This window comes from Burkholderia ubonensis (assembly GCF_902833085.1).
GTDB lineage: Bacteria > Pseudomonadota > Gammaproteobacteria > Burkholderiales > Burkholderiaceae > Burkholderia > Burkholderia ubonensis.
On sequence record NZ_CADFEB010000008.1, the window covers coordinates 434,854 to 456,282 of the forward strand.

Annotated in this window: 18 protein-coding genes; 16 read left to right on the plus strand and 2 right to left on the minus strand. The window is 62.8% G+C overall.

What is annotated here, in order from left to right; translation table 11 throughout:
- Positions 1-95: 95 nt before the first annotated feature.
- From HWX31_RS24120 to HWX31_RS24140, 5 genes are read left to right on the plus strand one after another with little or no spacing between them, the layout of a single operon-like run.
- Positions 96-2,483 carry an ATP-binding protein gene (locus HWX31_RS24120; RefSeq protein ID WP_174966004.1) on the plus strand — a complete coding sequence of 796 codons (2,388 nt, stop codon included), beginning with the start codon at positions 96-98 and terminating at the stop codon, positions 2,481-2,483.
- Positions 2,480-3,223 (plus strand): methyl-accepting chemotaxis protein, encoded by a 744-nt coding sequence (locus HWX31_RS35020; protein ID WP_415494295.1) that lies wholly within the window; start codon positions 2,480-2,482, stop codon positions 3,221-3,223. The genes HWX31_RS24120 and HWX31_RS35020 overlap by 4 nt, the downstream gene beginning before the upstream one ends.
- Positions 3,220-3,792 (plus strand): hypothetical protein, encoded by a 573-nt coding sequence (locus HWX31_RS24130; RefSeq protein WP_175933973.1) that lies wholly within the window; start codon positions 3,220-3,222, stop codon positions 3,790-3,792. The genes HWX31_RS35020 and HWX31_RS24130 overlap by 4 nt, the downstream gene beginning before the upstream one ends.
- Positions 3,793-3,831: 39 nt before the next feature.
- Positions 3,832-4,791, plus strand: coding sequence for a chemotaxis protein CheX (locus HWX31_RS24135; protein ID WP_174965982.1), 960 nt, complete (start codon positions 3,832-3,834; stop codon positions 4,789-4,791).
- Between the two features lie 41 nt (positions 4,792-4,832).
- The gene (locus HWX31_RS24140) at positions 4,833-5,198 is read left to right on the plus strand and encodes a response regulator (RefSeq protein ID WP_010097353.1); all 366 of its coding nucleotides are present in this window, start codon (positions 4,833-4,835) and stop codon (positions 5,196-5,198) included.
- A 29-nt stretch (positions 5,199-5,227) separates the two neighbouring features.
- Here HWX31_RS24140 and HWX31_RS24145 read toward each other — a convergent pair whose 3' ends face one another.
- Together HWX31_RS24145 and HWX31_RS35410 are read right to left on the minus strand one after the other, a co-directional pair.
- Positions 5,228-5,503 (minus strand): type VI secretion system contractile sheath domain-containing protein, encoded by a 276-nt coding sequence (locus tag HWX31_RS24145; RefSeq protein WP_254597641.1) that lies wholly within the window; start codon positions 5,501-5,503, stop codon positions 5,228-5,230.
- Complete coding sequence (locus HWX31_RS35410) at positions 5,424-5,657, minus strand: type VI secretion system contractile sheath domain-containing protein (RefSeq protein ID WP_254597640.1); 234 nt, start codon at positions 5,655-5,657, stop codon at positions 5,424-5,426. The genes HWX31_RS24145 and HWX31_RS35410 overlap by 80 nt, the downstream gene beginning before the upstream one ends.
- 345 nt (positions 5,658-6,002) lie before the next feature.
- Between HWX31_RS35410 and HWX31_RS24150 the strand changes: the two genes are divergently transcribed.
- The 11 genes from HWX31_RS24150 to HWX31_RS24200 all read left to right on the plus strand — a co-directional run.
- Positions 6,003-8,354, plus strand: coding sequence for a type VI secretion system Vgr family protein (locus tag HWX31_RS24150; RefSeq protein WP_174965981.1), 2,352 nt, complete (start codon positions 6,003-6,005; stop codon positions 8,352-8,354).
- 4 nt (positions 8,355-8,358) lie between these two features.
- Positions 8,359-9,204: a DUF4123 domain-containing protein gene (locus HWX31_RS24155; RefSeq protein WP_174965980.1), complete on the plus strand. Its 846-nt coding sequence runs from the start codon at positions 8,359-8,361 to the stop codon at positions 9,202-9,204.
- 23 nt (positions 9,205-9,227) lie between these two features.
- Entirely contained in the window at positions 9,228-11,921 is a 2,694-nt protein-coding gene (locus HWX31_RS24160; RefSeq protein ID WP_244143825.1) for a T6SS effector BTH_I2691 family protein, read from the plus strand.
- 8 nt (positions 11,922-11,929) lie between these two features.
- Positions 11,930-12,970, plus strand: coding sequence for a DUF6708 domain-containing protein (locus HWX31_RS35025; RefSeq protein WP_244143826.1), 1,041 nt, complete (start codon positions 11,930-11,932; stop codon positions 12,968-12,970).
- A gap of 13 nt (positions 12,971-12,983) precedes the next feature.
- Positions 12,984-14,036, plus strand: coding sequence for a DUF6708 domain-containing protein (locus HWX31_RS35030; protein ID WP_244143827.1), 1,053 nt, complete (start codon positions 12,984-12,986; stop codon positions 14,034-14,036).
- Positions 14,037-14,061: 25 nt separating this feature from the next.
- A complete protein-coding gene (locus tag HWX31_RS35035; protein WP_244143828.1) occupies positions 14,062-15,105 on the plus strand; it encodes a DUF6708 domain-containing protein in 1,044 nt (347 codons plus the stop codon).
- A 13-nt stretch (positions 15,106-15,118) separates the two neighbouring features.
- On the plus strand, positions 15,119-16,183 hold the full coding sequence (locus tag HWX31_RS35040; RefSeq protein ID WP_244143829.1) for a DUF6708 domain-containing protein: 1,065 nt from the start codon (positions 15,119-15,121) through the stop codon (positions 16,181-16,183).
- A 67-nt stretch (positions 16,184-16,250) separates the two neighbouring features.
- A complete protein-coding gene (locus HWX31_RS24185; RefSeq protein ID WP_080400499.1) occupies positions 16,251-16,502 on the plus strand; it encodes a PAAR domain-containing protein in 252 nt (83 codons plus the stop codon).
- A gap of 10 nt (positions 16,503-16,512) precedes the next feature.
- The gene (locus tag HWX31_RS24190; protein ID WP_244143830.1) at positions 16,513-17,778 is read left to right on the plus strand and encodes a hypothetical protein; all 1,266 of its coding nucleotides are present in this window, start codon (positions 16,513-16,515) and stop codon (positions 17,776-17,778) included.
- Complete coding sequence (locus HWX31_RS24195; RefSeq protein WP_174965979.1) at positions 17,775-21,305, plus strand: ImcF-related family protein; 3,531 nt, start codon at positions 17,775-17,777, stop codon at positions 21,303-21,305. The genes HWX31_RS24190 and HWX31_RS24195 overlap by 4 nt, the downstream gene beginning before the upstream one ends.
- Before the next feature lie 16 nt (positions 21,306-21,321).
- Positions 21,322-21,429: type VI secretion system baseplate subunit TssF (locus HWX31_RS24200; protein WP_175933974.1), on the plus strand; the 108-nt coding region annotated here is incomplete at its 3' end.

Genomic DNA, 21,429 nt, shown 5'->3' on the forward strand with positions numbered 1-21,429 from the left:
CGGTCATAAACCATCCCCGATAATTCGGCGCTCGGCCATTCATTCAACAGAACGCACGAGCGTTTGAAGCCGGATCGCTACGGGGAGCTGTACACATGACCATTCGTCATCGCATCACGTTGCTTGTCGTCCTGACCTTTCTCGCGTTGTCGGCGATCGGCGCCTATGCCGTCTACCAGACGCGCAAGAGCGCATCCGAGGTCCGGCAGGTGACGCAGGGCATCGTGCCGAGCGCGCTCGCGTCCGCGGACGTCGTGTCCGACGTGAAGAACATCCAGATCGCGACGATGACGCTGATCTACGCGCCGGACGCCAACACCGCCGCGCAGGCGCGCGACGAGCTGAAGGTGAAGGAGGCGGCGCTGCGCGCGGCGCTCGACGTGCAGGCGAAGTCGGCCGCGAGCCATGCGCAGGAAGGCCTCGTCGCGCAGGCGAAGGACAGCGTCACCAACTATTTCGCGGCGATCGACGACACCGTGAAGATGAAGGCCGACGGCAAGGCCGAGATGGCGCAGGCCTATCTGTTCGCGAACGTCGCGCAATATCGCGACGAGCTCGAAGGCATCGTCGAGACGCTGCGCGTCGAGAAGAACCGCCAGAAGGACGACGCGATCAGCGCGCTGAACGGGATGCTGGCGACGACGGCCACCGCGATCGCCGGCGTGGCCGGCACGGTGATCGTGCTGCTGACCGCGCTCGGCTTCGTGCTGTACCGCCAGATCACGCGCCCGCTCAGCCGGATGCAGACGATGATGAGCGAGATCGCGACGAGCCAGGACTTCACGCGCCGCGTGCCGGTCGGCCGGATGGACGAGATCGGACACTCGATCGTCGCGTTCAACGGGATGATCGAGAAGATCCAGGAGAACGCCGCGCAGCTCAAGCAGAAGACCGCCGACATCCAGGCGATGCTGCAGAACATGCAGCAAGGCATCCTGACCGTCGTCGACGGCGGCGTCGTGCATGCCGAATACTCGGCGTACCTCGAGACGATCTTCGAGACGCAGGACATCGCGGGCCGCGACCTGATGGCGCTCGTGTTCGACGATTCGAACCTCGGTTCGGACGCGCGCTCGCAGGTCGAGGCGGCCGTGCATGCGTGCCTCGGCGAGGACAGCATGAACTTCGAATTCAACGAGCACCTGCTCGTCAACGAGGTCGCGAAGCGCATGCCGGACGGCCGCGACAAGTGGCTCGACCTGAGCTGGTCGGCGATCACCGACGAGACCGACACGATCGTGCGCCTGATGCTGTGCGTGCGCGACGTGACCGAGCTGCGCGAGCTGACCGCGCAGGCCGGCGAGCAGCAGCGCCGCCTGGAGATGATCGGCGAGATCCTGTCGATCAGCCAGGACAAGTTCCACCAGTTCGTGAACAGCGCGAAGGGCTTCCTCAGCGAGAACGAACGAATGATCCGCCAGCACGAGCGCGCGGATCACTCGATCGTCGCGGCGCTGTTCCGCAACATGCATACGATCAAGGGCAACGCGCGCACGTACAGCCTGCAGCACCTGACGAACATCGTCCACGAGGCGGAGCAGGCCTACGACACGCTGCGCCGCGCGGACGCGGGCCCCGAGTGGAACCGCGATGCGCTGATGGACGATCTCGCGCGCGTGCGCGATGCGGTCGAGCATTACGCGACGATCAACGAAGTCACGCTCGGCCGCAGCGGCGAGCCGGCGCAGCGTGCGAGCGAGCACTACCTGATGGTCGAGCGCGCACACATCAGCGAGAGCCTGCGCGTGCTCGACGGCGTCGATCCCGCGAATGCCGCCGACTGGCGCGCCGCGCGCGATGCGGTGCGCCGCATGCTGAGCCTGCTCGGCACCGAGAGCGTCGGCGATGCGCTCGGCGGCGTGCTGGAATCCCTGCCGTCGCTGGCGGCGGAGCTCGGCAAGGCGTCGCCCGTCGTGCGGATCGACAGCAACGGCTATCGCGTGCGCAGCGAGATCGGCGGCACGCTGAAGAACGTGTTCATGCACCTGCTGCGCAACGCGATCGACCACGGCATCGAGTCGTCGGACGAGCGTCGCGCTGCGGCCAAGCCCGCCGCCGGCACGATCGACATCACGGTCGACGTTGCCGACGGGATGCTGCAGTTCACGCTGGGCGACGACGGCCGCGGCCTCGCGCTCGACCGGATTCGCGGCATCGCGTGCGAGCGCGGCTGGATCGATGCGGACAACGCGCGCATGCTCGGCGACGAAGTGGTGGCCGAGCTGATTTTCCGGCCGGGCTTCTCGACGGCGCGCGAGGTGACCGAGGTGTCGGGGCGCGGCGTCGGCATGGACGCGGTGCGCAGTTTCCTGAAGCGCGAGGGCGGCGATATCGCGCTGCGCTTCGCCGACGACCGGCGCGGGGCCGCCTATCGCGCGTTCCGCACGATCGTGTCGCTGCCGGCCGCGTTCGCGGTGGAGGGCGCCGGCGCGACGCAGGACCACGCGCGCGCCGGCTTCGCGGACGCCAACGCGACGGAGTGATCGTGCAGGCATTGACGCATATCGGCGCCGTGCTGGCGGGCGCCATCGTCGCCGCGATCATTGCGGCGGTCGTGTTTCGTGTGCATCGCGCGCGGCTCGTCGCGCGGCTGGCCGCCGACGCGGATGCATTGCGCAGGGCGCTCGCGCAGGCACAGGCGCACGCCGGCGAGGCGGCGGCCGCGCATGCGGCGCAGGCCGACGCATGGGCGCTGAAGGAAGCGGAGCTGGCCGACGCGCTCGCGCGGCAGACGGCCGACGCGGACGCGCAGCGCGACGCACGGCAGGCGGTGTCGGCGGAGCGGGACGCGCTGTCGCAGCACGCGGCGCGGATCGCGCACGAGGCCGCGCGCCTGCGCGGGCTCGCCGGCACGTTCGAGCGCTGGCACGAGCAGATGATCTCGCTGACCGCGCAGAACCAGGACATGCGCGCGAAGAACCTGGAGCTGTCCGCGATCGTCGCGCACGTGTCGATCGTGTCGCTGAACGCGTCGATCGAGGCGGCGCGCGCCGGCACGGCCGGCCGCGGGTTCTCGATCGTCGCGAGCGAGGTGCGCGGGCTCGCCGCGCGTTCGCAGGAACTGTCGAACAGCTATCGCGACAGCCTGAACCGCAACGACCTCGTGACCGCGGCGACGTTCCAGGACATCCAGGCGGGCGGCAAGATGATCACCGCCGCGCTCGCGACCGTCGAGACGCTGGCCGGGCAACTGAATGAGCGGCTGGAAGGAGCGGCGGCGTGATCGGCGCACAGGCGAAGGCGAGCTTCGAACGGATTTTCTTCGACGCGGCGCGCACGCGGCTCGCATCCGGCGGCGGCGCGTGCGACATCGCGCCGGCGGCGGACGAGCCGCCGCGCGCGCGCCGGGAGCGCCCGCAGCCGGCCGCGCCGGCCGCGCAGGTCGCGGTGCTGACGATCTCGGCGCTGCATTTCCGCCTGCTGCTCGCGCTGCGCTTCAACGACGATGACGCGACGCGGCGCTATTACGCGGGCGGCGCGGAGGCGGGCGGTGCGCAGCCGTCGCTGCAGGAGGCGTTCATGGAAGTCGCGAACCTCTGCTGCGGCGCGATGAACCAGGCGCTGACCGTCCATTTCCCGGATCTCGGCATGTCGACGCCTTACCTGCTGAGCGACGCGAGCATCGAGTATTTCACCGCGCTGGCGCCCGGCCATGTCGCCGCGTTCGACGTGACGCTCGGCGACGGCGTGCGGGTTCGCGCGACGCTGTGCATCTGCGCGAACGCGCCGGTCGATTTCCATGCGCCGGCGACGGCGGCGGTGGATGCCGGCGGCGAGCTCGAACTGTTTTGACCGGACCGTTCCGGAACCCGAACCCAAGGAACCCGCGCCATGACCGAAGGCAAACCCGTCAGCAAGGTGCTCGTGCTCGACGACAGCCGCACCCATGCCGACGCGATCAAGCGCTTCTGCGACGACCACAACCTGATCGGCCTGACGGTGCGCCGCAACCGGCTGCTGAAGGTGCTGCGCTCGAACATCGATCTCGGCGCGATCCTGCTCGCCGAGGATTACGGCGGCTCGTCCGCCGAGAGCGCGATCGTCGCGACGCAGATCGACGCGCTGCGCCCCGAGCTGCCGATCATCCTGCGCCGCGACGCGCAGGCGTCGCGCGACGGCCTGCCGGACGCGCTCGCGCGCGTCGCGTGCGCGACCTACGTCGCCGACGACATGACGCCGCTGCGGCGCGTGATCGACGAATACATCTTCAGCCTCGACTATCCGAACGCGCTCGTGCGCGGCATCTCGGAGATCACCGAGGCGCGGCTCGACAGCGTGTTTCCCGGCATGACGATCAGCCGCGACACGCCGTGCATCGTGCGCGACCGGATCATCTTCGGCGAGGTGTTCAGCCTGATCGCCCTCGAAAGCGCGTGGTGCCGCGGCTACATGCTGCTGCAGACGAGCGAGCAGCCGCTGCTCGACATGCTCGGCGGCGTGCGCGCTGACGGCCGCGCGCCCGATTTTCGCGACGTGAACGGCGCGCTCGGCGAGCTCACCAATCTCGTGTGGGGCGCGTTCAAGGACCGCTACCTCGGCGATGCGGAAGCGCTCGCGCGCCATCCGGTGCAGGTGCCGCTGATCGTCAATCACAAGCAGAAGTTCATCTCGTTCGGCGGCGATTGTCCGCAACTCTGCTTCAAGTACCGGATGACCGATCCGGCGTCGGGGCAGGAAGTCTGCATCGACCAGCGCTTCGTGTTCAGCCTGAGCTGGTCGCCGGAGGATTTCCGCGAGGTGGTGCAGGACGTCGGGCCGATGGTCGAGTCGGGCGAACTCGAATTGTTTTGAAGTTTTCAGATAAAAGTTCAGCAAGAAAAGGGGAATGACGCATGGCAAAGATTCTGGTGGTTGACGATTCGGGCACGGTGCGCGACGAAGTCGCGGGCTTCCTGCGCAATCACGGGCTGGACGTCGCGACGGCGGTCGACGGCAAGGACGGGCTCGCGAAGCTGAAGACGACGCCCGGCATCCGGCTCGTGATCAGCGACGTCAACATGCCGAACATGGACGGCCTGACGATGGTCGAGAAGATTCGCGGCGAACTCGGCAATGCGGCGGTCAACGTCGTGATGCTGACGACCGAAAGCAGCCCGGCGATGAAGGAACGCGGCAAGGCGGCAGGGGTGAAGGGCTGGATCGTGAAGCCGTTCAAGGGCGATGCGGTGGTCGAGGCGTTGAAGAAGCTGGCGGGGTGAGGCGTGCTGCCGGGCCGCTGCAGCGCGGCCTAATTGTTTGTCGGACACCGGATGGGCGTTGCTGCATTCAGCGTGCCTGATCTGGCCGCGAAGGCGAATGCCGCGCTCGTCCACAGATATGCGCTTCGCCCGGAATCCCGCACATTCTCGGTGTAATCGAACGTGCGAACGGGCACCGTATCGGGCCCGTAGGGCAATCGGGCGAGGAAGCGCGCATCTTCGGTTTCACGGAAGCCTTTCCATTTCAGGTATTCGGCCCGCTCGAACCAGTTCGGCAGGTCGCGGATGCCTGCGACCGCCTCCATCGAAGGCTTGTCGAAGAAAGCCGGCGAGGCCCCGCCAAGTCGATTCGAGTGCCTGAAATGCGGGGTGGTGCAGGCTCGCATCGAGCTGCCGGCCGAGTTGTTCGTCCAGGTCTGCCAGACACCAGTCGAGTAAATCCGGATCCACGCAATTCATCGCATTCGCATTTTTTCTTGAACGCGTGCCGGAAACTACGGCGGTTTTGATGGTCTGATCGCTCTGAAATCCTACACTCGTTGGACGTTGTATTGGGTATGGCCGGACATCAGCGGAGAGCGGCGTATAACATGGCGATCATCTCAAAAACAGCGCATACGTGAACAACTGTTACGTTTCGATCAAATACAACAATCCGCTCGAATAATAGGAGCCCGCGCTTCCCGAGTCAGGGGGCGTGCGGCTATCGTTTGTCGCTCAATCCATCATGCATCGCGCGCAAGCAACGATCCTGCCCACGACGGCAGTGCGTAGCAGTGCTATCTGGACACGGGGTGAACAACAATGGCCAGCCTGTTTGACGATGCGAAGCGGTTCGTGTCGGACCTGAGAGATGTATCGGGGCGTCAGACGTATTTCCTCGACGTGCCCGGCACTGATTCCGCGGCCGCGCTGTCGGTCGTGTCGGTTTTCGCAACCGAGCGGATGGGCGCGCCTACCGAGGTGCGTGTCGCGCTCACGCATCCGCTGCAGCTCGCTCGCACCGAGTACCTGAATCGCGACGCGGCCTGCATGATCGTCCCCGACGACGGCGCGCCTCGCCGGTTCTCCGGCTTCATCGCCCGCTTCTCGACGCTGCAGACCACGCGCGACTTCACCAAATACGAAATCGTCCTGAAGTCGCACTTCGCGCGCCTCGAGGCCGTCACCACCAGCCGGATCTACCAGCACCAGACCACCCCGCAGATCATCGAGGCGGTGCTGCGCAGTCATGGCCTCGAGGGCCACCAGTTCGCGTTTCGCCTGCGCCGCGAGTATCCGCAGCACCTGTTCCGTTTCCAGTACAAGACCGACGATCTGTCGTACGTGCAGATGCTGATGCAGAAGGCCGGCATCTACAGCTATGTGGTCGAGACCGAGCACGGTGACCAGGTCGTGTTCGCCGACGACGTCGATCACTATCTGTGGGATCCGCATCTGACGGTTCCTTATCGTGAGGTGGCAGGGCTCGAGGCGGCCGGTACCGAGGCGGTGACGGCGCTCAGGACGCACACGGTGACGGTGCCGCAGGCGTTCAGCGTGGCCGACTACAACCCCGAGCAGGCGTGGGAGCGCTTCAGGGACGAAGCGAACGTCGCGCCGCAGGACCCGACCACCTACGGCCAGCCGTATGTGTACGGCACGCACCATCTGGACCAGGCCGGCGCGAAATGGGAAGCGCAGTTGCGCCACGAAGCGGCGATCGCCGAGCAGATCGTCTATGAAGGCGAGAGCAACGTGCTCGCGCTGCAGGCCGGCCGCGTGCTGGACCTGGACACCGTGCTACCCGACGCGCCCGACGGGCAAGTCGTGATCGAAGTGACGCACAGCGGCGCACGCGATCGGGCCTACACGAACAGTTACAAGGCCATCCCCGCCAACCGGCGCTTCCGGCTCCGGCTCGAACCGGAGAAATGGCCGAAAATCGCCGGCACGCTGAGCGCGCGGGTGACGAGTCCCGACAAGTACAAATACGCGTACCTGACCGCGGCGGGATACTACACGGTGCGGTTCGACGTCGACTTCGCGGACTGGCCGTCGGGCGGGGAGAGCGTGCCGCTGCGGCTGGCCAAGCCGTTCGCGGGCAAGCTGCAGACGGGCTTCCACTTCCCGGCGCTGGACCACGACGAAGCGGTCGTTTCGTTCCGGGATGCGGACCCCGACAAGCCGGAGATCATCGGCTTCCATCACCACAGTCAGGCGCGCGACCTGGTGACGAACGATCGCCGCTGGCTGTCGCGCAACGTGATCCGCACGCAGAGCAACAACAAGCTGCGGATGGAGGACTGGGCGGGGCAGGAGGGCATCAAGCTCAGCACCGAGCACTCGGGCAAGTCGCAGTTGAATCTTGGCTATCTGGTGAACCAGAAGCTCGAGTGCAGGGGCGAGGGTTTTGAGTTGCGCACGTCCGCTTACGGAGCAATACGTGCGGGTCGAGGCCTGTTCTTCTCCTCGATCGATCGTCCGAACGCGACGGGGCAGCAGCTCGACATGAAGGAGGCGTTGCAGCAGCTTGGGGCCGCGCAATCGCAAATGCAGCAGCTGACCCAGGCCGCCCTGACCGCGCAGGCAGACGCTGCCGATGCCCGGGCCATGAACGATGTGCTGCAGAACCAGATCAAGGATCTCCAGCAGGCGGTGATGCTGTTGTCCGCCAGTGCCTCGATTGCCGTCACGTCGCCCGAGACGATCCAGCACAGCGCCGGAGCGAACCTCACCCTGACTGCCGGCGAAAACGCAGATATCGGCGTCATGCGGAAGTTCACGGTAGCGGCTGGAGAGCTGATCAGTCTCTTTGCAAGGAGGATGGGTATCAAACTGTTCGCGGGCAAGGGAAAGGTCGATATCCGGGCTCTGGAGGACGAAGTCTCGCTCAGCGCTTTGAAGGATGTCACCGTGACCAGCACAAATGGCAAGCTGATCCTCACAGCGAAAGACGAAGTCTGGATCGGTGCGGGAGGCTCCTATATCAAGATCAACGGTAACCGTATCGAGAATGGTACTGCCGGCGACATTATCGAGAAGTGTGTGTCGTGGGACATCGACTCGTCCGGAAGTTCGACGCGCACTGCGGCGCTGGCGACCGTACAGGACTGCGATGTGCCCCGTCATGGCGCGGCTTCGCGCCACGAGGCACTTGTGCCAATGGATGGGTAACGCGATGGAACGCATCCAGCTCGATCGACGTGCGCTCGAACGTTGTGGCTACGCTGTCATCGATCCGCTACAGGTGGATCTGGAGCGCCTGAAACGCTTTCCCCTGGAGTCGTTGGCGTCGGCGATCCATGCCGAACGGGCCTCTCAACTGCCATACGTTCTGCACCTGAATGCGCTCGGCGTTGCCGACCGGGATGATCTGTTTGTCGAGATCGTGGATCGAGAATCGGCTGGAGAGGAACCGCTGTTCAGCCTCCTGATCGAGAGTTCGCATACACCGGGCAGCGTTATCCGTCATTTGCGACGCGTGACGACTGTCCATTCGCCTGCGGAGCGCAAGCCGTACCACCTTCGGTATCACGACGCCTACACGTTGATGCAGCTTTACTGGATATTGGACAAGGATCAGCAGAAGGTGCTGATGGGGCCGTCGTCCGCCTGGTTGTTTCCGCTCGAACGTTGGTGGCGCCTGCGGCCAGACGCTGATGCGTTGGTCACACCGGGTCTTCGACTACGCGACGATCAATGGCAGCAATTGCAGCGCGTAGGCAGGATCAACGTGGCACTGGAGCGACTGGGTACCTCGGCCGACCAGCGCACCGCGCTTGGAAAACAGCTTGATTCGTTGCTTGCGTTCGCGGAGTCGTTTGGTCTGACCGATGAGGAAGACGCGATCGCTTTTGCGATGCAAGGCGTCACGCATCACCCCGAATTCCATCGCCATCGCATCATCGCGCGAATCCTCGCGCAATGCGAGGGGCACCCACGACGTTACAGTCGCGTGACCTTGGGATTCAGCGAGGCCGACTGGCAACGTATCGCTACGGACCTGTCCTCGCCATCCGTCTGATTCAATTACCCCATCGCGTACCCATGACTCTTCCACCCTGTCCGTACTGTGAAAAAGAAGGCTTGCCGATCCTGTTGACACGCTATGGCATCGCACCGGAGAAGGCATTCATGGCCAGGCCCGGAAAGTCGCCCGTCACCCGGCCCGCACCGAAGGCGGCGTCTTCCGTCGGCGACCCGACGCCCGCCATTGCGCTGGGCAAGACCACCGAGGCGCATTACACCGTTCGAAGTTTGCGAGGCGGCTATGTGTACGTCTACTACGAGGTCAGCAAATCGTGGGAGGCCTACGCGGTCGATCAGGAGGGGCGGCTGGCGCAGGTTCCGGTAGAGAGTTACGTGCCCCCGGAGGCAAGGCCTTTCCATCAAGGTTGCGTACAGAACATGCAGAAGGTGGCGAGCGCCTCCCTGATCACCATTCGCGATCCGAAGACTGCCGGAAAGGTATGGTTCGGCTTTTCCGACGCATGGTGGACGCCTGCGGTTCGCAAGGACAACGAGTCTGAAGGGATTCGCCGGCTGCATATGCGGTGCGTCGATGTTCAGCGCTGGTACAACGACGGTCAGCCCGCGAAGGCGCCCCCGCATGCCAGTGCCGTCGCCAACGTCGATGCGGTCGTTGCCGATTATGCGATGTCCGATGAGGATAGCCGGCGTCTGTTCTTCTGGAGTCCGTTTCCGGCTTTGTGGCAGCGCTCGCTCCAGTTGCCCCGCGCGGCCGTTCTGAAGGCTGAATCTCAGCGATTACTGAAGGACAAGGGGCTGATCGTCGTGCTGGACGATCCTGTTGCCATCCTCCAGGAAATTTCCGCGTATATCGACAAGCGCTGGTTCAGCTTCGTTTCGCAAAACGATGCTGAAGATCCGGTACATCCCGATCAGACTTGGCATCGTAAATCCGCACTCAGTTCGTCCCTGGAGGCGCTCAAGCTGCATGTCGAGCGGGAAGCGGAGGTCAGTGTCTATGGCGAAGCAAGGCAGGCGCGTCGGAACGTCGAATGGATCGACGGCGGCGATGGCAAACGCGTGTACAACACGGGGCTGCTGGTGCCGGAGTATCGCAAGGCGGCGAAGACGATCCTCGACGAGAAGGTGACGCAGGCCCAGCTGGAGGCGGCTCGGACCGAGCGCTGGGGGGCACATGAGAAGCTGTTCGATCCTGCGCAGCGGAAGGCCTTCGAAGCGCGCTTTGAAAAGGCGTCCGCGCTGCACGATGCGCAGTACACCACACCGTTGGCCATCGCGCATGCAGCATGGCTTCGCAGCGCGAAGCTGCGTGCCGTTCTCGACCATCATTTCGACATGCGCGATATCAACAGCGGCGCCGCCTTCTCGGGCATGACGTTGTCGTGCATCCGCGGGACGGGCGGTTTGGGCGCCTGCATGAACGTTTATAGCGATTGGTTCGACGAATCGATCGATAAAAGTCCGCTCTGGCGAGCGCTGAACCTGAATCATCGATCGCTGCTGCAGTCGGTGGACGAGGTGTCGAGCGGTTCCGGCGAGCCGTTCAGCAATCCGGATGACTGGACCAACCTGTTCGTCGTCTATTCGGCTGCCGCCAGCAAGATCAGGGAACTCGGCGCGGCCATTGGTGCGCTCGGCGTGAGACGCAACGCGGTCATGAGTTCCGATGTGTTGCCTGCGCTGCTGCAGGAGCTGGGGGGGCTGCCAACGAACATCCTGCGACAAGGCGGAAAGAAGGGGACGGCCATGCGGGCGACGCTTGGCATGCGCAGCGGCCAGCCCATTCGCGTGGTGGAGGTGGCGGCTACGCGACGCGATCTGTACAAGACCATCCTCGATGTGATCCTCAAGTCGCAAGCGGGGCGGGGTATTTCTCTGGGTAATTTGCAGTACTCGCTTGCCGATCAACTGCGCACGTTCGAGATCGAAGGCGTGCCGCTGGACGAGAAGGTGCGGTTCTGGACCCTGGTATTCGACGAGGAGGCACAAACCAGTCTGGCGAACGGTCGTGCCACGCCCGCGCAGCGTGGCGACGCGCTTGGCAAGACGGTCAAGGTGGTTGGCGTCGAGAAGTTCGCGGAAGGTACGGTCGGCAAGGTCATCGAATCGGCTGCGCATCCGGGGGTACTGGCGGGCGTCGGGCTGACGCTGGCGATGGTGGGGCTCACGCAGGCGGCGAGTGCGGATGCGTCGATGAAGCATCTTGGGAGGCGGGCGACGTTGAAGATCGCTGCGCTGTACAGCGCCGGGGCGGGGAGTTTGCTCGATCTCGTGCGGGTGGGGGCGCGGGCGGTGGCGGGGAGAAGGGTTCCGATGCTCAGTCCGTGGCTGGGTGCGCGATTGGGGCAGAAGGGGTTTCTGATCTGGGAAGGACTGGGTGGGGTGGCGGGTGGGGTTGGGACGATCCTGCTCGGGGCAATTGATGTTGGAAACGCTGTGGAAGCCTTGCGCCGAGATCAAAAAGGTTTGATAGCGCTATACATAGTTAATGCCGGTGCGGAACTTTATGTCGGTTTCCGCACTGCTATTGCAGGCATCAAATTTATCTTTCGACTGGGTACGCTCCTCGCAGGATTTAATCCAGTTGTTTTTGGGCTCACAGTCGTTATCCTCGTTACCAGTGTCATCATCGAGATTGAGAAAGATCCACCGGCCATGGATTGGGTGCGCCAATGTCTCTGGGGCGAGGAAAACAATTACAGAGATGCGGCTGAAGAAATGGACAACTTTAATAAGGCATTGAACGGATGAGACCCTGGATGGCTTGGCTGCTGGTACGGAACAACGGCATCGTGATGTCGGGTCGATATTTGCGTGAGCCGGCGTGGACGCCGAGCAAGCAATTCAATCAGTCCGTGCTTGAGAAAAAACGACGTACTGGTGTCGAGCCGTGCACGCTCGGTAGCATCATTGAGTTTAACGAAAATTATATGGATGTGGTCGATTGGGCCTATCAAAAAGTCGGCCCGATTGAGATTATTTCAATGATTGTGATGTTGATTCCAATGTCATTTTCGTTATTTGTTTATTTAAATACATTTTCTGGCTGGAACAAGGACCCGATATTTTACAATACGGTGGCGACTTTTTTTTGCCTTCCTTTCGTCATCTGGTTCGGTCGGATACTATTCAAGACGTTCACAGGCTGCACTCACTATCCCGTTCGCCTGGACCGAAAGAACCAGATGGTCCACGTTTTCCGTCACAACGGGGAAGGCGGCGTGAGCAGCTACCGCTGGCGCGATATTACGTTCGGGATGATCGGTGGCGGGGCCTTGCAGCGAGACTTCGTCCAAGGGGTAATGGCCGGATACGTACGACGTCCTGACGGCAGCTACGACTACTTCCGGCTGGGCGTGATGTGGCCGACGGAAGAGGGCATGCGCGGGCAATGGGAGTACTTCCGGCGCTATATGGAAGAAGGCCCCGATTCGTTGCCCGAGCCGGAAATCCTGCTGCCGATCGAAGGCAAGCGGGAATCGTTCCGCATGGGCGCGCAACTGTGCTGGTTCCTGGCCGGCCCGATGCTCGGTCCGGCGATCTTCCTTGCGCCGCTCACCGTACCCGGCAGCCTGCTGCGCTGGTTCATCATGCACGTCACGCGTCGTCTGCCGCGCTGGCCGCAACACATCTTGGATATCTGTCCGATTTCTGCTGACGACAAATACGCACACAAGCCGCCCAAGTCGCTGGACGTGTCTCTGGACCTGGCGTTCTTCGTAACCGCCGGTGTACTCGCACTCGACGCCACACTGATTTGGTGGTTCGTCGATTGGCTGTCGCAGCCGGGCTATCACTGATAGGGATGAACGGATGAAGCCCTGGATAGCTTGGCTACTGGTGCGGAACAATGGCATCGTGATGTCGGGCCGATATTTGCGCGAGCCGGCGTGGACGCCGAGCGAACAATTCAATCAGTCCCTCCTTGAGAAAAAGCGACGTACTGGTGTCGAGCCGTGTACGCTTGGCAGTGTCATTGCGTTTAATGAAAATTACATGGACGTGGTTGATTGGGCCTATCAGAAAGTCGGTCCAGCTGAGGTTATTTGGGCTGTTATGATGCTGGTTCCTATGTTATTTTCATTTTCGTTTTATTTTGATGCATTTGTTGGGCGTAACCCGGACCCACTATTTTACAATTCAGTGGCGACTATTTTTTGCCTTCCTTTTGTCATCTGGTTCAGTCGGATCCTATTCAAGACATTCACCGGCTGCACTCACTATCCCGTTCGCCTGGACCGAAAAAGCCAGATGGTTCACGTATTCCGTCACAACGGAGAAGGCGGCGTGAGCAGCTATCGCTGGTGCGACATTACGTTCGGGATGATCGGTGGCGGGGCGTTGCAGCGCAGCTTCGTCCAAGGGGTCATGGCCGGATACGTACGACGTTCTGACGGCAGCTACGACTACTTCCGGCTGGGCGTGATGTGGCCGACGGAAGAGGGCATGCGCGGGCAATGGGAGTACTTCCGACGCTATATGGAAGAAGGCCCCGATTCGTTGGCCGAGCCGGAAATCCTGTTGCCGATCGAAAACAAGCGGGAATCGTTTCGCATGGGCGCACAACTGTGCTGGTTCCTGGCCGGCCCGATGCTCGGTCCGGCGATTTTCCTTGCGCCGCTCACGGTACCCGGCAGCCTGCTGCGCTGGTTCATCATGCACGTCACGCGTCGTCTGCCGCGCTGGCCGCAACACATCGTGGATATCTGTCCGATTTCTGCCGACGACAAATACGCACACAAGCCGCCTAAGTCGTTGGACGTGTCTCTGGACCTGGCATTCGTCGTGACTGCGGGTGTGCTCGCACTCGATGCCACACTGATTTGGTGGTTCGTCGATTGGCTGTCGCAGCCCGGCTATCACTGATAGGGATGAACGGATGAAACCCTGGATGGCTTGGCTGCTGGTACGGAACAACGGCATCGTGATGTCGGGTCGATATTTGCGTGAGCCGGCGTGGACGCCGAGTGAGCAGTTCGTGGAAAGTCGGCTTTATCAAAGGCAACGGTCCATATCTGAACCTTGCACGCTCGGCAGTGTCGTAGCGCTCAACGAAAATTATATTGACGTTGTTGATTGGGCTTACCAAAAGGTTGGGCCGCCCGAAATTATCTGGGTGTTTGTATTTTTGTTGCAAGCGGGCTTTTTGGCTTATCTCTATGTCGATACAATTTTCGGTCCATCAAATCAGAGTGCATTATTCTATAATTCGTTTGCTACTGTTGCATTTCTTCCAGGCGTTATCTGGTTCAGTCGGATCCTATTCAAGACATTCACCGGCTGCACTCACTATCCCGTTCGCCTGGACCGAAAAAGCCAGATGGTTCACGTATTCCGTCACAACGGAGAAGGCGGCGTGAGCAGCTACCGCTGGCGCGACATTACGTTCGGGATGATCGGTGGCGGAGCCTTGCAGCGAGGTTTCGTGAAAGGGGTCATGGCCGGATATGTACGGCTTCCTGACGGAAGCTACGACTACTTTCGGCTGGGCGTGATGTGGCCCACGGAAGAGGGCATGCGTGGGCAATGGGAATACTTCCGGCGCTATATGGAAGAAGGCCCTGATTCGCTGCCCGAGCCGGAAATTCTGCTGCCGATCGAAGGCAAGCGGGAATCGTTTCGCATGGGCGCACAACTGTGCTGGTTCATGGCCGGCCCGATGCTCGGTCCGGCGATTTTCCTTGCGCCGCTCACGGTACCCGGCAGCCTGCTGCGCTGGTTCATCATGCACGTCACGCGCCGCCTGCCGCGCTGGCCGCAACACATCGTCGACGCCTGCCAGATTTCTGCTGACGACAAATACGCACACAAGCCGCGCAAGTTGCTGGACGTGTCGCTGGATCTGGCGTTCTGCGTAACTGCAGCTGTGCTCGCACTTGATGCCGTGCTGATTTGGTGGTTCGTCGATTGGTTGTCGCAGCCGGGCTATCACTGATAGGGATGAACGGATGAAGCCCTGGATAGCTTGGCTGCTGGTGCGGAACAACGGCATCGTGATGTCGGGCCGATATTTGCGCGAGCCAGCGTGGACGCCGAGCGAGCAATTCAATCAGTCCGTGCTTGGGAAAAAGCGACGTACTTCTGTTGAGCCGTGTACGCTTGGAAGTGCTATTGCGTTTAATGAAAGCTACATGGATGTGGTTGACTGGGCATATCAAAAATTGGGGCCAATTGAAATAATTTGGACCTTCGGGATGCTTTTTCTTCCTTGCAGCGCAGCTTGGGATACGTGGATTTTCATGTCCGGTCCTTGGTCGGGCGATCTATATATGAAAGCTCTTCTGGTGATAATCACGAACGTGTTATCTATGCCATTTCTTCTATGGTTCATCCGCATCCTGTATAACACCTTCACCGGTTGCACGCACTATCCCGTTCGCCTGGACCGAAAGAACCAGATGGTCCACGTTTTCCGCCACAACGGGGAAGGCGGCGTGAGCAGCTACCGCTGGCGCGACATTACGTTCGGGATGATCGGTGGTGGGGCCTTGCAGCGCAGCTTCGTCAAAGGGGTCATGGCCGGATACGTACGGCGTCCTGATGGAAGTTACGACTACTTCCGGCTGGGCGTGATGTGGCCGACGGAAGAGGGCATGCGCGGGCAATGGGAGTACTTCCGGCGCTATATGGAAGAAGGTCCCGACTCGTTGCCCGAGCCGGAAATCCTGCTGCCGATCGAAAACAAGCGGGAATCGTTTCGCATGGGCGCACAACTGTGCTGGTTCCTGGCCGGCCCGATGCTCGGTCCGGCGATCTTCCTTGCGCCGCTCACGGTACCCGGCAGCCTGCTGCGCTGGTTCATCATGCACGTCACGCGCCGCCTGCCGCGCTGGCCGCAGCACATCGTCGATATCTGTCCGATTTCTGCCGATGACAAATACGCACACAAGCCGCCCAAGTCACTGGACGTGTCTCTGGACCTGGCGTTCTTCGTAACCGTCGGTGTACTCGCACTCGACGCCACACTGATTTGGTGGTTCGTCGATTGGCTGTCGCAGCCGGGCTATCACTGATTTGTTTGCAGGGCGTGCGAATTGCCGTTCGTCCAGCGAATGACTTTATCGAAAAAGGGGGAATGTGATGTTCGATGCAATTCGTCTTGGCGACGCTACAGACCATGGCGGCAGGGTCATCAGTGCGTCGTCGAACATGCGTATCGACGGCCGTCGTGTCGCGCGGAAGGGCGACAGGGTGACATGTCCGAAGCACCCGGACGTCAACCCCAATCTGATCATCGACGGCTTTGAGCAGGGGACGAACAATGGCGTGCCGGTTGCCCGTCATGGCTATAGGGCGACGTGCGGCTGTCGTCTGATTTCGAGCCTGCGATGACTGCCACGCCATGCCAGTGATCCTTCCGCCGCAGCCGCAGCGAACCCCACCCGCGCCCCCCAGAGCCGTCGTCTGGCTGGTGATGTGCGTGTTCGCCATCGCGGCGGCTGCCGCGTACACACTCTTAACATGGCCGAAGGGCGTTCCCACCGGCACCGTCTGGTTCTGGATCCGCGTGCTGGGCTTTCCCACCCTTGCATGCACGATTTCGTATGGCTTGCGGTTGCTGTATTTCGAGCGTGAAAGAGAACGTCAGGATGCCGAACGTGAACAGTGGGAGAACGATTGCGCGGAAGCGACCCGGTTCGCCCAGGAGCCGATTGCGTTGCTGGCGTCGGGTTATCTATGCTCGCTCGGTATCCTCGATGTCGCCGGAGCCATGAGCAACGGAGTCCGGCAACTCGAGTCGGGCGTACCGGCAGCCGGGGGGGAAACGGTGCGTCATACGGCGTTGCGCCTCATTGACGATTCTGATCTTGCCGACCGCTATGCATCCTGCTTCCGCGAGTTGCTGGCAATGATCGACGATGCGCTTCATGTGCTACCCCGGTCGTTGCCGTTCGAGATTCGGCTGGACTGCCCGGGGAATATCGAAGCAGACGAACTTTGCGAAATCTGGCTGAGATGCTGGGCGGAAACGGGCCATCGGGATGCCGAGGTATCGGTGCTTGCGCGCGATGAAGGCGTGATGGCACTCGATGCGTGGCTGGATGCTTACGGTGGGCCCGCACTGGAGAAATACGCGCTGTTTGTGGCCGTTCAGCTTTACGACGAACCGCCGGCGGACAGCGCGGAAGCGGCGGTCGCAATGTTGCTCGGCTGGCCGCAGATGGCGCAGCGCAATGGGACGCCAATAAGAGCCCTGATGCATCGACCCGTAGAAAAATCGGGCGAGATACTTCTCGATGTGCTGCGCACGGGCGTGCTCTGGGGGCGCGCGAAGCCCGAGGGGGTGGCGGACGTCTGGCAAACCGGACTCGCACCGGCCGACAAGCCTGCGTTGCTCGAGGCCGCGTCGGAACTCAAGCTGGATGCGTCGAACACCGACGAACTGTCAGGGTTTCACGATATCGATCTGGCAATGGGTCACGCGGGTGTTGCCGATGAATGGCTAGCCATCGCTCTGGCAGCGGAGCATGCCATTCAGTCTGGAAATCCTCAGGCCGTAGCGATACGCCGTCGTGATTTGCGCGTTGCGGTAGTCCAGCCCCGACCAGTTTCCGGAGCGGAGCACGCGCGGGCACCCATGGAAAACAAGAACGAAGGTAACGCATGAGCAGCAAGAAGATGTCGGGGTACTGGATCGTGGTCGTCGGGCTCACCGTGACCGCAGGCGTACTTGCGTACTACATGGGAGATGCGATCTACCCGTCGCCTTTGGTTCGTATTCTGGTGGTCGCTCTCGCGGGCGCACTTCTGCTTGCGATGGAGGGGCTGGTTCGAGGGGCTTGGCGATGGACAGCACGAGCCGCAGTTGCAAAAGGGCGGAGCCGGTATGGACGTGATCCGGCTGCCCGTGTCGGCGCAACGGAAACCGCGGCCGCTTCTCTCACCGGAAACCGGGCTACGGGCCTGAAAGAGGCGCTGCGTCACCTATACGGCTGGCGCTGGCGCTACCGCCTGCCTTGGCTGTTGCTGGCGGGAACCGATTCGACGATTGGCCGGTTGTTGCCGGAGCTTGCCGAGCGCGGGTGGATGATCACTGACGATGCCGTGCTGTTGTGGGGCGGGCAAGGGCCCGACGGGCGTCCGGATGACGCGTGGCTGCGCCGGATCCGTCGCATGCGTTGCCGGCGCCCCCTCGACGCAATCGTGCTGGCGGTGGACGACACAACTTTGTCGCCGGACGGCGCACGCGGAAGGAGCCCTTGGGCCATTTACCTCGCGCGAGTCATGCACCTGCTGCGCTGGTCCGCACCGGTATACATGTTCGATCTCGCCGATGACGATCCCTTTCACCACACCGCCACACCCGTCACCGGCTGCGAATTTTCCCGATCCGCCGATGCACCCGCGATCGAGGCCGCGCTGCTCGAATTGCGCAATCGCTTGGCCGACACCAGCATCGGACAACTGGCGCGCAATAGCGACGACCGCTACGCATCGGACCTGTCGACCCGGCTCGATACGCGCAGCGGGCCGCTGGCGCGCTGGATCGCGAATCTGTCGGACTGGCAGCGTCGCCCTTTACCGGTAGCCGGTGCGTTCTTCTCGCCGTGGCCTGCTGCCGGTACCGAAGGCGCCCAGTATCCACTGTGGCGTTATCTCGCCGAAGCTGCGAAGCGCTCGCCGGGGCGCCGCACAGGAGCGCACCCAATCACGGTGCTATCGGTGATTGCGTTGGCGGCCGTCGGCTTGTGGAGCGCGGGCATGCTGACCTCCGGCTTGACCAACGCGCGCGAACTCGCGCTCACGAACGATGCGCTCCGCACCTTCAAGCGTGCCGACGATGCGCCTGCGCGTCTGCGAGCCTTGCTCGCGCTTCAGCAACGCATCGAGTTTTACGAGGCGCGCACACAGCACCCGACGCTCTTCTCTCGCTTCGGCCTGAATCATGATCAGGACGTGCTTACCGCCCTGTGGGCACACTACACGCGCGAAGCGCGTCCTCGGCTCGTCGCCCCCGTGCAGCAGAACATCGAAGCTCAACTGGTCGATCTGACCCAGATGCCGACCACCGAGCTTGACGATCAGCTCAGCCGTCTCGCGCGCGACGGTCACGCCGCGCTCAAGACGTACCTCATGCTGGCCGAGCCGGCACGTGCCGACGCCGCGTTCCTGACGCCGCAGCTCGTCCGGTACTGGAGCAGTGGTGCAGGACTGTCGCCGGGTGAAAAACTCGACCTGTCCCAACGGCTGCTGTCGTTCTACGCGCAGCACCTGAGCGCGCATCCCGACTGGCGTCTCGCACCGCGCGACGAACTCGTTGGCGGCGCTCGCCAGACGCTGCTCGCCGTGATCGGCGTCAAGAACTCGGACGACACGATTTACCAAGGAATCCTCGATTCGGTCGGACACAAATACCCCGACCAGACGCTCGCGTCGTTGACCGCTGGAACCGACACGCGAGGATTGCTGCGGACCTCGGCGAGTGTCCCCGGTGCGTTTACGCGTCAGGCGTGGGACGGCACGATCGAGGCCGCAATCGATGCATCGGCCAAACGCAACGGCGTGACCGCCGACTGGGTGCTCGGAACGGGCGGCGCCAATCGCAACGCGTCGGCGATGACGCCGGACGCGTTGCGAACCGCGCTGCGCACGCGGTACTTCGCGGATTACGCGGAACATTGGCAAACCTTCATGAACGGCATCGCGTGCGAGCCGGCGCGAACGCTGCCGGCGGCCATCGCGCAGTTGAAGCTGATCGCCGATTCCCGGCAGTCGCCCGTGATCGCACTGATGAAATCGGTCGAATACCAGGGCGGGGCCGGCGCAGTGCGAACCTCGCTGTCCGACACGCTGGTGACCAAAGCGCAGAGCATGCTCGCCAGCAAGGACGACGCGCCGCAAGCGGCAAGCCCCGATCCGGCCGGGCCGTTGGGGGCATCGTTCGGGCCGGTGCTGCGCCTGGTTGCGTCCGGCAATGCTGCCGCGGCCAGCGTCGCCAGTGATCTGAGCCTGCAGCGCTTCACCGAGCGCATCACGATGCTGCGCCTGAAGCTGCAGCAGATCGCCGACAGTCCGGACGCCGACAGCGAAGCCCGGCAGGTCGCACAGGCGCTGTTTCAGGGCAGGAGTTCGGAACTGGCCGATACGCTCGCCTATGCCCAACTGGTCGCCGCCAGCCTCGGCGAGCAGTGGACCGGAATGGGCCAGGCGCTGTTCGTGCAGCCCATTGCGCAGGCCACGCAGGCCGTTCTCGAACCGGCCCAGGCCAGCCTGAACGACGCGTGGCGGCAGACGATCGTCGCGACCTGGAATCGGTCGTTTGCCGGCCGCTATCCGTTCGCGAACACGGCCAACGATGCGTCGCTGCCCGAACTGGCGCGCTTCCTGCGTCCGCAGGGCGGGCTCGTCGGTTCATTCCTGGCAACCCAGCTTGCGGGCGTGCTGACGCTGCAGGGCGATCAATGGGTGCCGGCGTCGAGCGGCTCCGGCGCGAGTAGTGCGGCACGCACGATCGATCCGGCCTTCCTCAACGCGATCAACATGTTGCAGCGGATCGCCGCTCACCTGCTCGCGCAGGGCGAGCCTCGGTATGCGTTCGATCTCAAGCCCGTACCCACGTCGGGCGTGACCGATACGCGCCTGAGCGTCGACGGTCAGAAACTGCACTACTACAACCAGCAGGAAACGTGGCAGACGCTCACGTGGCCGTCGAACGAGCCGCAGAAGGCCGGCACCCGGCTCGAGTGGCAAACCGAGCGGTCCGGTACGAACCTGAATCTGGAGTTCGGCGGTCGGTGGGCGCTCGTGCGCCTGCTGGAGCGGGCGCAGGTGACTCCGGTGGATACGGCCACCTACCTGATTACCTGGCAGGCTGTGCCGCCGGCACCGTTATCCAGTTCAGCTGCCGCGCAGACGGACGATCACGATGCATTGACGGCGCAGGGGCCGTTGACGCCCGCGCCGTCATCACTCGCGTATCCGCTCACCTACCTGATGCGCACCGAAGTGGGCAAGGGGCCGCTCGAACTGCTGTCGCTGCGCGGGTTCGCATTGCCGTCGCGCATTTTCGTGCCCCGGGCTTCCACGCTTCGCGCGGGCGGGTCGGCCTCGCAACCGCCGCCGCTGCCGCCGGGCGCACTCGCGGCGGCTCGCCATGCGTCCGTGCCCGTCCCGGGCGGACCGATGCCGGAATGACACGACAGGACACCGAATGACGAATCCCATCAAAGATAACGAGATCCTGCGCTATTACGAGGCCGAGATGCGCTATCTGCGCGAAGCCGGCCGGGAGTTCGCCCATGCCTTCCCCGATCGGGCC

Excerpts from the sequence above, each read along its gene's own strand:
- HWX31_RS24120 (WP_174966004.1), top strand. The coding sequence starts at position 96 with ATGACCATTCGTCATCGCATCACGTTGCTTGTCGTCCTGACCTTTCTC.
- HWX31_RS24135 (WP_174965982.1), top strand. The coding sequence starts at position 3,832 with ATGACCGAAGGCAAACCCGTCAGCAAGGTGCTCGTGCTCGACGACAGC.
- HWX31_RS24140 (WP_010097353.1), top strand. The coding sequence starts at position 4,833 with ATGGCAAAGATTCTGGTGGTTGACGATTCGGGCACGGTGCGCGACGAA.
- HWX31_RS24145 (WP_254597641.1), bottom strand. The coding sequence starts at position 5,503 with ATGGAGGCGGTCGCAGGCATCCGCGACCTGCCGAACTGGTTCGAGCGG.
- HWX31_RS35410 (WP_254597640.1), bottom strand. The coding sequence starts at position 5,657 with ATGAATTGCGTGGATCCGGATTTACTCGACTGGTGTCTGGCAGACCTG.
- HWX31_RS24150 (WP_174965981.1), top strand. The coding sequence starts at position 6,003 with ATGGCCAGCCTGTTTGACGATGCGAAGCGGTTCGTGTCGGACCTGAGA.
- HWX31_RS24155 (WP_174965980.1), top strand. The coding sequence starts at position 8,359 with ATGGAACGCATCCAGCTCGATCGACGTGCGCTCGAACGTTGTGGCTAC.
- HWX31_RS24160 (WP_244143825.1), top strand. The coding sequence starts at position 9,228 with ATGACTCTTCCACCCTGTCCGTACTGTGAAAAAGAAGGCTTGCCGATC.
- HWX31_RS35025 (WP_244143826.1), top strand. The coding sequence starts at position 11,930 with ATGGCTTGGCTGCTGGTACGGAACAACGGCATCGTGATGTCGGGTCGA.
- HWX31_RS35030 (WP_244143827.1), top strand. The coding sequence starts at position 12,984 with ATGAAGCCCTGGATAGCTTGGCTACTGGTGCGGAACAATGGCATCGTG.
- HWX31_RS35035 (WP_244143828.1), top strand. The coding sequence starts at position 14,062 with ATGGCTTGGCTGCTGGTACGGAACAACGGCATCGTGATGTCGGGTCGA.
- HWX31_RS35040 (WP_244143829.1), top strand. The coding sequence starts at position 15,119 with ATGAAGCCCTGGATAGCTTGGCTGCTGGTGCGGAACAACGGCATCGTG.
- HWX31_RS24185 (WP_080400499.1), top strand. The coding sequence starts at position 16,251 with ATGTTCGATGCAATTCGTCTTGGCGACGCTACAGACCATGGCGGCAGG.
- HWX31_RS24190 (WP_244143830.1), top strand. The coding sequence starts at position 16,513 with ATGCCAGTGATCCTTCCGCCGCAGCCGCAGCGAACCCCACCCGCGCCC.
- HWX31_RS24195 (WP_174965979.1), top strand. The coding sequence starts at position 17,775 with ATGAGCAGCAAGAAGATGTCGGGGTACTGGATCGTGGTCGTCGGGCTC.